Source organism: Haloferax profundi (assembly GCF_001469865.1).
Classification (GTDB): domain Archaea; phylum Halobacteriota; class Halobacteria; order Halobacteriales; family Haloferacaceae; genus Haloferax; species Haloferax profundi.
Window position 1 is genome coordinate 1 of record NZ_LOPV01000697.1, and the last position, 12,494, is coordinate 12,494.

At 62.8% G+C, this 12,494-nt stretch carries 12 protein-coding genes and 1 pseudogene; 5 read left to right on the plus strand and 8 right to left on the minus strand.

All coding sequences use genetic code 11. The features are described from left to right. Both AUR66_RS18930 and cheB read right to left on the minus strand, forming a co-directional pair. Positions 1-1,493, minus strand: a 1,493-nt coding sequence (locus AUR66_RS18930; protein WP_197409883.1) for an Hpt domain-containing protein, incomplete at its 3' end; no start/stop codon positions are given. A gap of 2 nt (positions 1,494-1,495) precedes the next feature. Next, entirely contained in the window at positions 1,496-2,593 is a 1,098-nt protein-coding gene (gene cheB / locus AUR66_RS18935; protein ID WP_058573664.1) for a chemotaxis-specific protein-glutamate methyltransferase CheB, read from the minus strand. Between the two features lie 245 nt (positions 2,594-2,838). On the opposite strand from cheB, the gene AUR66_RS18940 reads away from it, so the two are divergent. Further along, positions 2,839-3,309, plus strand: coding sequence for a chemotaxis protein CheW (locus AUR66_RS18940; RefSeq protein WP_058573665.1), 471 nt, complete (start codon positions 2,839-2,841; stop codon positions 3,307-3,309). Between the two features lie 194 nt (positions 3,310-3,503). After that, on the plus strand, positions 3,504-5,096 hold the full coding sequence (locus tag AUR66_RS18945; protein ID WP_058573666.1) for a uracil-xanthine permease family protein: 1,593 nt from the start codon (positions 3,504-3,506) through the stop codon (positions 5,094-5,096). Between the two features lie 128 nt (positions 5,097-5,224). Here AUR66_RS18945 and AUR66_RS22400 read toward each other — a convergent pair whose 3' ends face one another. Then, the gene (locus AUR66_RS22400; protein WP_197409885.1) at positions 5,225-5,362 is read right to left on the minus strand and encodes a hypothetical protein; all 138 of its coding nucleotides are present in this window, start codon (positions 5,360-5,362) and stop codon (positions 5,225-5,227) included. A 40-nt stretch (positions 5,363-5,402) separates the two neighbouring features. Beyond that, the gene (locus AUR66_RS18950) at positions 5,403-6,590 is read right to left on the minus strand and encodes a mechanosensitive ion channel family protein (RefSeq protein ID WP_058573670.1); all 1,188 of its coding nucleotides are present in this window, start codon (positions 6,588-6,590) and stop codon (positions 5,403-5,405) included. 117 nt (positions 6,591-6,707) lie between these two features. Here AUR66_RS18950 and AUR66_RS18955 point away from each other — a divergent pair, with 117 nt between their 5' ends. The 3 genes from AUR66_RS18955 (at position 6,708) to AUR66_RS18965 (ending at position 8,140) form a co-directional block, all read left to right on the plus strand. Continuing rightward, the gene (locus AUR66_RS18955) at positions 6,708-7,202 is read left to right on the plus strand and encodes a metal-dependent hydrolase (protein ID WP_058573671.1); all 495 of its coding nucleotides are present in this window, start codon (positions 6,708-6,710) and stop codon (positions 7,200-7,202) included. An 80-nt stretch (positions 7,203-7,282) separates the two neighbouring features. Beyond that, complete coding sequence (locus AUR66_RS18960) at positions 7,283-7,861, plus strand: peroxidase-related enzyme (RefSeq protein ID WP_058573667.1); 579 nt, start codon at positions 7,283-7,285, stop codon at positions 7,859-7,861. Between the two features lie 84 nt (positions 7,862-7,945). Then, positions 7,946-8,140 (plus strand): cold-shock protein, encoded by a 195-nt coding sequence (locus AUR66_RS18965; RefSeq protein ID WP_004967996.1) that lies wholly within the window; start codon positions 7,946-7,948, stop codon positions 8,138-8,140. 95 nt (positions 8,141-8,235) lie between these two features. Here the strand turns inward: AUR66_RS18965 and AUR66_RS18970 are convergent, their stop codons facing one another. The 4 genes and pseudogenes from AUR66_RS18970 to AUR66_RS21550 all read right to left on the minus strand — a co-directional run. Continuing rightward, the gene (locus AUR66_RS18970; protein WP_058573668.1) at positions 8,236-9,732 is read right to left on the minus strand and encodes a cryptochrome/photolyase family protein; all 1,497 of its coding nucleotides are present in this window, start codon (positions 9,730-9,732) and stop codon (positions 8,236-8,238) included. 70 nt (positions 9,733-9,802) lie between these two features. Further along, positions 9,803-10,597, minus strand: coding sequence for a creatininase family protein (locus AUR66_RS18975; protein WP_058573669.1), 795 nt, complete (start codon positions 10,595-10,597; stop codon positions 9,803-9,805). A 59-nt stretch (positions 10,598-10,656) separates the two neighbouring features. Further along, positions 10,657-12,261 (minus strand): acyl-CoA synthetase, encoded by a 1,605-nt coding sequence (locus AUR66_RS18980; protein ID WP_058573672.1) that lies wholly within the window; start codon positions 12,259-12,261, stop codon positions 10,657-10,659. A 67-nt stretch (positions 12,262-12,328) separates the two neighbouring features. Beyond that, a pseudogene (locus AUR66_RS21550) lies at positions 12,329-12,494 on the minus strand (polymer-forming cytoskeletal protein); the annotation flags it as partial.

Sequence of the window (12,494 nt, forward strand, 5' to 3'; positions counted from 1 at the left end):
AGGACGTGCATCAACGGGTCGGAAATCTCGTCGAGGATGGTCCGGTCGAGTTCGATGTCTGCGCCTTCGACCTTGAACGAGACGCGTTTGTCCTGTTCGCGCGCGAGGTCACGAACCAGTCGCGGGAACTTGTCGAACACCTTCTTGAGCGGGATAAGCCGCATGTCCATGACGGTGTTCTGGAGGTTCGACGAGATTTTGTCGAGTTCGTCGAGCGTGTCGAGCGCCGTGTTCTGTTCTTCGTCGATAGCGTTGCGGAGTTTGATGCGACTCGTGACGAGTTGCTCGACGAGTTCGTGGAGTTCGTCGAGTTGGTCGACGTCGACGCGGACGGACTTGACCGCGGAGATAGACCGGGCTTCTTCCGAGTCGTCGTCTTCGTCGTCCGACGCGTCTCCTTCGTCTTCCGAGTCATCGTCTTCGTCGTTCGACTCGTCGGTGTCGTTGCTGGTGTCTTCGCTGTCGGCGTCGTCGCTGTCGGCGTCGTCGCTGGCATCAGTGTCACCAGCGTCGGTGTCACTTCCGTCGCCGTCACCGCCGTCGTCCACCATCTCGTCGCTGGTCGGGTGGCCATCGTCGGTTGCTGGGCCGTCGTCGATACCGTCAGTGTCGGCAGGCGTCGCCTCTGCGGGTTCGTCGACGTCCGCTTCTGGTTCTACGTCCACGTCGTCGTCGCTCTCGGAAGGTGCTGCCTCGGCGTCGGAACTATCCGGCGCTTCCTGCGACGTTCCAGCCGACATCACACCGTCGAGGACGTCCGAGACGTCGGTCGTCTCGACCGAGTCGACCTTCCAGAGGTCGCCGAGTCTCGATTCGACTGCTTTGGGCGCGAGGTTCGCGACGAACAGGTCGAATCCATCGTCGAACTCCCCAGCTTCGATGGCGTCTCGTGACGGGGCGTACCCGACGACGTCGACCACGTCGGGGATGTTGCTGAGGAAGATACCCGCGTCGACGCTCTTCATCTGGCCAACGTCCAGGTCGACGTGGGCGTGTGCGAGCGTCGCCGCGTCGATGGCATCGGTGTCGACGCACTCGGCGGCGAGTGAGACGAAGTCGACGTCTTCGCGGTCGTCCTCGTCAGGTGCCGCCGGATTCGAGTTTCCCGCGTCACCACCGGTCTCGGCGGCGGCACGAATCTCTTCGACCGTGTCCGTCGGGTCGATGGTGGATTCACCGTTCGCTTCGATGTCGTGGAGGATGTCGACGATGAGGTCCATCCCGTCGAAGACGAGGTCCATCCGTTCGGGCGTCACGTCGAGACGGTCGTGCCGAATCTCGTCGAGGAGGTCCTCGACGGCGTGGGCCACCGTCGCGGCGTTGTCGAACCCCATCGCACCGAAGTTCCCCTTCAGCGTGTGTGCCTGTCGGAAGATGTCGTCGATGGCGTCTGTGTCCTCCGGATTGGACTCTAACGACAACAGGGAGTTGTTCAACTGCGTGATGCTCTCTTCGCTCTCGGTGATGAATGCCTGGTAGAGTTCTTCGTCCATGGTCAGGTAGTGATTCCGCGAAGTGTTTCTTCGGTGATGCGCCCGTCGGGTGCGATAACGTCCACGCACCCGGCTTCGATGGCTCGCTTCGGCATCCCGAAGATTGCTGACGTCTCTTCGTCCTGTGCGACCGTGTGCCCGCCTGCGCGACTGATTCGGGTCATCCCTTCGACGCCGTCGCGTCCCATTCCGGTCAACAGCACCCCGGCGAGGGGTGCGTCGACGACTTCGGCGGCGGACGCCATCGTGAGGTCGATGGCTGGCTTGACGCCGTGGAGTGGGTCGTCGTCGGAGAGTTCGAGTTTGAGTCGGCCAGCGCGGTCAGCCGTGACGAGGAGGTGTGACCCACCGGGGGCGACGCGAATCTGTCCGGGGCCGATTCGTTCACCGTCTTCGGCCTCTCGGACGTCGTAGTCACAGCGCCCGTCGAGACGGGCGGCGAAGCGCTTGGTGAAGCCCTTCGGCATGTGCTGTACGACGAGGACGCGAAGTCCCGCGTCGGCAGGAAGCCCCGCGAGGACGCGTTCGACGACGTTCGGACCGCCCGTCGATGCGCCGACGACGAGTGTCGAACCCTCCTGTGGGAGCGCCGTCGACGTGGTCGCCGAAGCGGACGACTCGGGAGTGGTCTGTGGTTCCGACTCGGCTTTCGGTGGTCGTGTCCGTCGCTGTGTCGCACTGAGGTCCACTGCCGCCGCCGACTGAATCTTCTCGACGAGTTCGCGTTTCACGCGAGGCATCTCGGAGGTCACTTCCCCACCGGGTTTGGTGACGAAGTCCACTGCCCCTCTGTCGAGTGCTTCGAAGGTGACGTCTGCGTCCTCTTCGGCGTGAGCCGAGAGCATGAGGACGGGTGTCGGACACTCGTCCATGATGCCTTCGACTGCGTCGAGGCCGTTCATCTCGGGCATCTCGATGTCCATCGTCACCACGTCGGGTCGATGTTCATCGACCACCGAAATCGCCTCTTTCCCGTTGCTTGCGTCGGCGACGACTTCCACGTCCGCGTCTTCGAGGAGTGTTCGAATCAGCGTCCGCATGAACCGCGAGTCGTCGACGACGACAGCACGCGTCGGCCCGCCGGCGGCGGACGTACTCATCGTCCCCACCCGAGGAGGCCGTGCCGAGGCGACGAAAGAGGCGTCGGGAGTGCCTCCTGTCGATGGCGTTTAGAAGTCGTCGGAGTGCCGTTTCGTTGACCGCTCATCTATCTCCGAGGTTCGGAAATCGGATATATAAACGCTCGCCGAGGAGAATCACGGCTGATAATCGGGTACGTACCTTTATGCAGCGAATCTGTCCACTGTGAGGCAGACAGGCGGCGGTGTGCCCGCCGAGAATCACCATGCGACAGGATGCAATCACTACCGACATGGCAGAGGACGACGTCGAAGAGGACTCCGCAGAAGAGGTGCAAGTCCTCGAGTTCCAACTGGGTCCAGAGACGTACTGCGTCGACATCGAGTACGTGAGCGAAATCGTCGACAAAGGACAACTCACGGGCGTCCCGAACGCCCCCGAGTACGTCGAGGGCGTGATGGACCTTCGCGGACGGACGACGTCTATCATCAACCCGAAAGAACTCCTCAGTATCGACGCCGAAGGCGAGTCCAAACGCATCGTCATCTTCGACCCTAACAAGTTCGAAGACGAAGCAGCGACAGGCTGGCTGGTCGACGAAGTGTATCAGGTCGTCCGCGTCTCGATGAACGACGTCGAAGAACCACCGTTAGAGAAAGACGACTCCATCGAGGGCGTCATCAAACGTGATGGCGAACTCGTCGTCTGGATTTCCCCGGTCCACGCCATCGAGTAATCACTCGACCGGCAGCGATTGGCCCCGCACTTTTTGCGAACGAATAGCCGACGAGCGACGGCCGGACACAGCCTCGCGTCAAACCGATGAAATAAAGTCGTTACCCCGCCTTCGCGCGAAAAAGTAGGACATATATAGTCTCAGTAGAATGCTGGAACAACCATGCTCGGGAGAGAACCGCCGCATACGGGGGGATGGTCGTGACGGACGACTCATCATCCTCTTCGTTCGTGCAGTACGGTATCGACGACAAACCACCCCTTCCAACCGCTCTCCTTCTCGGCGCCCAACACTACCTCACGATGGTGGGCGCAAACATCGCTGTTCCCCTCATTCTCGCCGGAGTCCTCGGTATGCCCGGCGACGTGATTCCGCGGTTCGTCGGGACGTTCTTCGTCGTCTCCGGCATCGCCACGCTGATGCAGACGACGTTCGGGAACCGCTACCCCATCGTGCAGGGTGCACCCTTCTCGATGCTCGCACCGGCAATCGCCGTCATCGGCGTCGTGAACGCGACTAACCCGTCAGGGGCCGCCTGGCAGACGGCGCTCTTGCAACTGCAAGGTGCCATCATCGTGGCCGCTGCCGTCGAGGTGCTGGTCGGGTACTTCGGACTGCTCGGACGCCTCCGGAAGTTCATCTCACCCGTCGTCATCGCGCCCACGATTGCGCTCATCGGTCTGTCGCTGTTCAGCGTCCCACAGGTTACGTCGGCCACCAACAACTGGTGGCTCCTCGGCTTGACGCTCGCACTCATCGTCCTGTTCTCGCAGTACCTCAACACCACCCACGCCGCGTTCAAGCTCTTCCCGGTGCTCCTCGGCGTCATCGTCTCGTACATCGTGGCGGCCATCCTGTCCGTCACGGGCGTCATCGCCGCGGGCGCACCCGGATTCGTGGACTTCCAGTCTGTCCTCACCGCCCCGGCGTTCATGCCAATCTACCCCTTCCAGTGGGGCTTCGCGGGCGGTCCGGGCACGATGGAAGTCGCACTGCCCATCGTCGGCAGCGTCGCGTTCGGTATCCCGCAGTTCACCTCGTCGTTCATCATCGGGATGCTCGCCGGCGTCGCCGCTTCGATGGTCGAGTCCTTCGGTGACTACCACGCCGTCGCCCGTCTCTCGGGCGTCGGTGCGCCCTCGAAGCGCCGTATCAACCACGGTATCGGCATGGAAGGCCTGATGAACATCTTCTCGGCCACCATGGGCGGAAGCGGGTCCACCTCGTACTCCGAGAACATCGGTGCCATCGGTCTCACGGGCGTCGCGTCGCGCTACGTCGTGCAGGTCGGTGCCGCACTGATGCTCGTCATGGGCTTCGTCGGCTACTTCGGCCAACTCATCGCGACGATTCCCGGCCCCATCGTCGGCGGCCTCTACATCGCCATGTTCGGTCAAATCGTCGCCGTCGGCCTCTCGAACCTGAAGTACGTCGACCTCGACTCCTCGCGCAACATCTTCATCATCGGCGTCGCCATGTTCGCCGGCCTCGCAATCCCGGCGTACATGGGTAACGTCGGCAGTGCGGAGGCGTTCAGGCAGGGAATGAGTCAGGTCGCACTCGTCGGCCCCGTCCTCGGCACGCAACTCATCGCAGACACCATCTTCGTCATCGGGTCGACGGGGATGGCCGTCGGCGGTCTGTTCGCGTTCTTCTTCGACAACACCATCCAGGGGACTCGCGTCGAACGCGGCCTCGAAGAGTGGGAAGACACCGTCGAGGAAGACGGCGAGTTCGAGTCGGCGTTCGACCGTCTCCGCGGCGACGAGACGGCGACGGCCGACTGACGAACGACTGCCTTGCCGGCGGCTATCGTCGTCGAAGAGTAATCGAGACACGCGGCACCGGCGTCTTCTGTTTCTCCCGGTGCCAATGTGCTGGTATTCTGCTCGGTGCCGGTCGGGGCGGAGTCCGGTCAGTCGCCGCCCCGTCCGGTTCGTCCGAGTACGAGAAGAAAGAGATACCCGACGAGTCCGAGCGCGAACAGCACGACCGGGATGATGAACGGCCCGAACGTCTGGATGAGTGAGTCCAGCGGTCCGAGTTGGAGCATACCCGAGGATAGGACGCTCCGCGGTTAACCTTCCCGGCGGTTACACGTCGTCGACGAGGTCGTCGTAGGAGTCGTCTTCGGCGTCACTCTCGTCGAACGTGTCGTCCATCCGTGACCGGGTTCGGCCGCCGTTGGACATCTCCGAGACGACCGACTGACGAGGCGAGTCGGCAGCATCGACGGTGTGCACGTGCACGTCCCGTTGTGGGAACGGGATGCCGATGTCCGCGGCGTTCAATCGGTTGTAGATGGCGCGATTGACGTTGTGCGTGGCCTTCCCGCGCTTGAGTGGACTGTTGACCCAGCAGACGAGTTCGTACTCCAGTGCGTCGGGGCCGAACCGACGGAGTCGCGCGCGTGGCCGCGGCGAATCGAGCACGAGTGGTTCCTCGATGGCGATGTCGACGAGAATCTCTTCGAAGTGGTCGATATCCGTGCCGTAGGCGACGCCGATGGGGACTTTCATCCGGCGGCGGCGATTCGGTGCCGACTCGTTGATAATCTTCGCCGCGTTGAGGACGGAGTTCGGGACGGTGACGAGGAGTTCGTCCCGGGTGAGGAGCGTCGTCGAGCGGATGCCGACTTTGACCACCGTCCCCGCCTCGCCGGAGTCGAGGACGACGTAGTCGCCTATCTTGTACGTGTCGTCGAAGTAGAGCGCGATGCCGCCGAAGAAGTTGGCGACGGTGTCTTTCGCGGCGAACCCGACGGCGATGCCAGCGATGCCTGCACCGGCGAACAACGGGGTGATTTCGATGCCCCAGAGGTACAACAGCGCTGCGATGGTCCCCGCCGAGACGACGATAGTCCAGATGTTCGAAAAGACCGGCGCGAAGTCGAAGCGACTCCCTTTGTCTTTGACCGACTCGACGATGCGGTTGACGAGGCGGTTGAGCGCCCACGCCCAGACGACGACGCCGACGGAGATAGACGGGAGACCGAAGAACCTGTCGAGCACTGCCTCGTCGACGACGAGCGCCGTCGCCACCGCCGGTGCTTGGGCGAACAAGTAGACACCGGCCAGCGAGATGGTGACGACGAGTGGCCATCGGAGTTCCTGGACGACGATGTTGTCGAGGCCAGTCTCCGTGCGCTTCGTGTACTGCAACAAGAGACGGATGACGACTGCCTCCATCACGAACGCGCCCCCGAGAGAGATGAGCAACACGAGGAGTGTGGCCTCCACCGCAGAGAGACCCGAGAGGAGTTCAGAGATGTGCTGGCTCATGGGACGCACGTCGCGGCCGTCGGGGTTAACCATTGCTCTGAGTTACTGACACTCTTCGAAGGCTGACTCACCGCGGGCCGAAAGGTTATGTACGATACCGCGACCAGAACGAAGCAGATGTACCGATTCGGTCACTGGGGTGTCTCCCTCGTCGTCTTCGCGCCGCTCGGGTTCGCGCTGGTACAGACGGGCTATCCCGAACTCGCACTCGTCGCCGGTGGGGTGATGTGTTGGCTCGCGATGCTTCCGGACCTCGACGTGCGCGTGCCGGGAATCTCCCACCGTGGGCCCACGCACACGTTCTTGTTCGCCGTCCTCGTCGGCGGTGTGGGCGGTGCCGCCGCGTACGTGCTCGCCACCAACACGGGACAGACCGAGTCCGTGGCGACGACGCTCGGCGCGTTCGGGTTCGCCGTCGGCACGCTCACCGTCCTCGCGCACCTCCTCGGTGACCTCCTCACGCCTATGGGAATCCGGCCACTGTGGCCGCTCTCCTCGCGGAAGTTCACCCTCTCTCTGTGGACCGCAGACAACACCGTCGCCAACTACGGTCTGTTCGGTCTGGGTGTGTTCGCGGTCGCTGCGGCGGCGTACCTTTCGCTCGTCGTCTGACTGGGACCGACGCCCGACCCAGGTGTATCGGTTCTCGAATCTGAGGAATCGTTAAGGTCCGTCCGGGAGACCACCGAGACATGGACGACGACGCGATGACCCGATTCCCGGTTCCGGACCTCGACGAACTCCCAGACGACCTCCGCGAGCGAATCGAAGACGAGACCGAACGCGCGGGCTTCACTCCGAACGTCTTCGCCGGATTCGCCTACAAACCGTCTCACTGGCGGGCCTTCTTCGACTACCACGACGCCCTCGTCGACGACACCGACCTCGAACGCCACGAAGTCGAGATGATCATCGTCGCCGTCTCCGGCGTCAACCACTGTTACTACTGTAACGTCGCCCACGGCGCACTCCTCCGAATCTACGCCAAAGACCCACTTCTGGCGGACCAACTCGTCGCCAACTACCGGTCGGCGGATATCTCAGAGAAGCACAAGACGATGCTGGACGTAGCCGTCAAACTCACCGAACGCCCGGTCGAAGTCGGCGACGACGACCTCCAGCGACTCCGTGACGTCGGCTTCTCCGAAGAGGAAGTCTGGGACATCGGCGCCGTCACTGCCTTCTTCAACCTGAGCAACCGGATGGCGATGTTCGCCGACATGCGTCCGAACGAAGAGTTCCACACGCTGGGGCGCGAACGCCGCGACTAACGCAGTATCGGACTACGGCGACCACGTGCATTGGTGTCAATTGGCGGAACCCTTATGAGCTTCTCTGTCGACATTCGACACGCAATGGCGAAAGGTAAGGTTGCATTCTTCAAGTCCTCCGGCGGCTACGGCTTCATCGAGACAGAAGACCACGACGACGACGTGTTCTTCCACATGGAGGACATCGGTGGCCCAGACCTCGAAGAGGGCCAAGAAGTGGAGTTCGACATCGAGCAGGCCGACAAGGGCCCGCGTGCGGTCAACGTAACGCGACTCTAAGTTGCGGCGTCCCGGCCGGAGAGACACGTTCGAGAACAGAATTTTCCATTTTCACACGGCGAGCGACTGCTCTCGGCAGTCGTCGCAACCGACCCTCAGAGTGTTCCTTCCTCGCCCATCCGCCTGATTTCGGCCGCACGCGACCGAATCGCGTCCCACTCCTCGTCGTCCTTTCTATCGACGTGAGAGTACATGAGACCCATTCGGCCCGTTCCGCGCAGCAGTTCCTCGTTTTCTTTCAAGAAGTCCCAGTAGAGCGCGTTGAACGGACAGGCGTTCTCACCCGTCGTCTTCGACACCGCGTAGGGACACGACGAGCAGTAGTCGGACATCTTGTTCACGTAGTTGCCCGACGACGCGTACGGTTTCGACGAGAGCACGTCGGTGGCGAACGACCCCATGCCGACGACGTTCGGCGTCGTCACCCAGTGGTACGCGTCGACGAATCCGATGTGGAACCACCGATTGACTTCCTGCGGGTCGACACCGTAGACCAGCGCGAAGTTCGAGAGAACCATCAGGCGTTCGATGTGGTGGGCGTAGCCGTGGTCGTAGACGTGGCCGACGGCCTCCGACAGACACCGCATGTCCGTCTCGCCGGTCCAGTAGGCCGCCGGCAGCGACTCGGTCTGGTCGAGTTGATTCGCCTCGGCCAACTCGGGCATGGACCGTCGGTAGACGTGCCGCATGAACTCGCGCCATCCGACCACCTGTCGGACGAACCCTTCGACGCTGTTGAGCGGTGCGTCACCGTCCCAGTAGGCGTCTTCGACGGCATCGACGACTTCGTGGGGGGTGAGCAACCCGAGGTTGATGGCGGCCGAGAGGAGTGAGTGACTGAGCGCCCACTCGCCGTCGACCATCGCGTCCTGATACGGGCCGAACTCGGTGAGTCGCGTCTCGACGAAGTGGTCGAGTGCCTGTCGTGCGTCGTCGCGCGTCACCGGCCAGACGAAGTCGTCTACCGACCCCCACGCGTCGAGGTAGCGTTCGCGGACGAACTCGATGACCTCCTGTGTCGTCTCGTCTGGTGTGAACCGCGGCGCTTCCGGCGGTGTCCAGTCGTCTGGTGGCGTCTCCCGGTTCTGGTCGTCGTAGTTCCACTCACCGCCGGCGGGTTCGTCGCCGTCCATCAGGATACCAGTCTTCCGGCGAACGTGCCGGTACCAGTGTTCCTGTCGGTAGGTGTCCGAGTCGCCCGCCCAGGCGTCGAACTCGGCAGGTGTCGTCAGAAACAGGTCGTTCTCGACGAGGGTGAGTGACCCACCGCGGGACTCGACGAGTTCACGTAACCGCTCTCCAGCGCCGTGACTCGGCTGGTTCATAGTGACGAGGTCCGTCCCCGGTGCCGCGTCGTAGAACTGGTCGAGGCCCTCAGCGAACGTCTCTGCGGTCAGGTAGGTCACGTCGAATCCGCGGGCACGGAGTTCGTCGCGGAAGTGGCGCATCGCGGCGAAGACGAGCGCCAGTTTCTGCGGGTGGTAGGCCATCCGCTCACCGAACCCGTGTGCCTCTATCATGAGCACGTGGTCGTCGTGCTGGAGCGGCGCGGCCTCCAGGTTGAGTTGGTCGCCGAGGACCCAGACGGTCATACGTGTCGGTTCGGGTGGATAGAAATGAGGGTGTCGGCCCTCTCGGGTTCAGCCCGGCCGCGTTCCAGCCTCAGCGCCGCTCTCCCGGTTGTGGGTCCACGTGTGCGGGTGCCATGAGTGCATCTCTCGGTTGGGCGTCCAACCACTCGATGAGGTGGACCAACTGGTCCGTCGCCGCCTCGAACAACTCCGCACCTGCCTCGGGCGTCGCGTCGGTTTGGTCGCCGAAGACGCCGTTCTCGGAGTTCTCGATAGCGTCGTAGAAGGTTCGCGCACCGTGTTCACGCAGGTGGTCAGACGAGAGGTCGACGACGCCGCCGTCACGTGCGTCGTCCAATCGGTCTTCTCTGACGAGGTCACGGGCGATGTGCATAATCATCGCCGTCTCCTTCGGACCGCCGTGGGGCCCGGGGTGGTCGAACAGGTCCGTCACCAGGTCCGGAATCGACTCGTCCCACATCCACTCGATGGCGTACATCGTCCCGTCGTCGCGCAGTCGCCGACCGACTTCGCGGAGATGCTGGACGTTGCCTCCGTGGGCGTTGACGAAGACGACACGGTCGATGCCGTGGTACGCGAGGTTCCGCGTCATCGACTCCACGTAGTCGCGGAACTGCGGCGGGTCGACCCACATCGTCCCGTGGAACTGTCGGTGGTGCGGGCTCACGCCGACGTTCACCGTGGGCGTACAGAGGTGGCCGGTTCGGTCCGTGGCAGCGCGGGCCAACGACTCGGCGATGAGGTGGTCCGTCGCGAGTGGGAGGTGCGGTCCGTGTTGTTCGGTCGACCCGAGGGGAACGACGGCCAACGACTCCGCTGCGACGTAATTTCCGAGTTCCGGCCACGTCTGGTCCGCGATGTACATGCGAGTCACCACGGAGCGACACGTAAAGAAGGTGGACCGTCTGGAACCCCCGAAGGGAGTTACTTTTCTTGAGAGCGGAGTTCGATGCGCCGAATCTTTCCGGAAGACGTCTTCGGGAGTTCGTCGACGAACTCGATTTCACGCGGGTACTTGTACGGTGCCGTCTGCTCTTTCATGAACTCTTGGAGTTCGGTGACGAGTTCGTCGGACCCCTCGTAGTCGTCGATGAGGACGACGAACGCCTTGACGATGTTCCCACGCTCTTCGTGCGGACTCGCGACTGCTGCCGCTTCGGCGACTGCCTCGTGGGAGACGAGGGCGTCTTCGACTTCGAACGGGCCGATGCGGTAGCCAGACGAGATGATGATGTCGTCGGCACGGCCTTCGAAGAAGAAGTACCCGTCTTCGTCACGGGAGGCCAAGTCGCCGGTGCGGTAGTAGTCGCCGGAGAACGTCTTCGCGTCGAGGTTGGGTTTGTCGTAGTAGCCGTCGAAGATACCCGGACAGCCGACAGGGATGGCGATTTCGCCGATTTCTCCGGTCTCGACTTCGTTCTCGTCTTCGTCGATGATGGTCGTCCCGAGACCCGGCGTGGGCTTGCCCATGCTGCCGGGTTTCACGTCGATGCCGGGGTAGTTAGTGAGAAGCGCCACCGTCTCCGTCTGGCCGTAGCCATCGCGTGGAATGACGTCGAAGGCTTCCCGGAACGCCTCGATTGGTTCGCGGTTGAGGGGTTCGCCGGCGGAGAGGACTTCCTCTATCTGCAGGTCGTACGACGCGAGGTCACGTTGTGCGAACATCCGGTACTGCGTCGGGACAGCACAGAGGTGCGTGACCCCTTCGTCTTCCATGAGTTCGAGGAACGTGTCGGGTTCGAAGTCGCCACGGTAGACGAACTGCGTCGCGCCCGTCGTGAGGCCGACGCCGACGGGACTCCAGAACCACTTCGCCCACCCAGTTCCGGTGGTGGCCCAGAGGAGTTTGTCCGAGAGGTCGTCGTCGGCCGTGACACCCCACCAGTACGGCGCGTTGATGAGTTCGAAGCAGCGCATCCAGCGGTGGCGGTGGCGGACCGGTTTCGGTTGGCCAGTCGTCCCGGACGTGTAGTTGATGGACATCGGGTCTTCGGCCTTCAGGTCGGGGCCATCGTGTTCGGCAGACTCGTCTGCGACGAGTTCTGCGAAGTCGGTCCACCCGTCGGGTGCGCCTCCGAGCGAGACGAAATTCTCCAGCGGTGTGTCGTCGCGTACGTCGTCCACCATGTCGACGAGCGATTCGTGGACGACGGCCGTCGTCGCCTCACAGTCGTTCGCGCGGAACTCGATGTCCTTCGGTTTGAGCATCGACGAACTCGGGACGAGCAGCGCACCTCGTTTGAGCGCGCCGAGTTGAATCGCGAACACGTCGGGGTCGCGCGGGAGAAGGTGAATGACGCGGTCGCCTTTGCCGACGCCCATCGATTCGAGGGCGTTCGCGAACCGATTCATGTCTCGTCGCAGGTCTTCGTAGGTTCGCTCTTCGCGTGTCCCCTCCGCGTCGCGGAACTTCAGGGCCACCCGGTCACCGAACGAGTCGGCGTGTGACTCGATGACTGCCGGAATGTTGTAGTCTTCCGGGATGTCCCACTCGAACGATTCCAACTCGGACTCGTAATCGACTGCCATGACTCGACAGACAGAGAGGACCATAATAATTGTTCGTCCGTGATTTTGAGGGTGCGTCGGACCGCCGTCAGGCCATCGGAGAGCCTTCTTGCGGTCCCTCGTCGGGTGACGAGACGCCCTCGTCACCTTCGTCGCCGGACTCGCCGCGGAGTGCCAGCGCGAACGCGCCGAGCCCCACGAGGAGGACGACGAAGTCGATGACCCCGCCGAGTGGGACGAAGTCGAGCAACGCG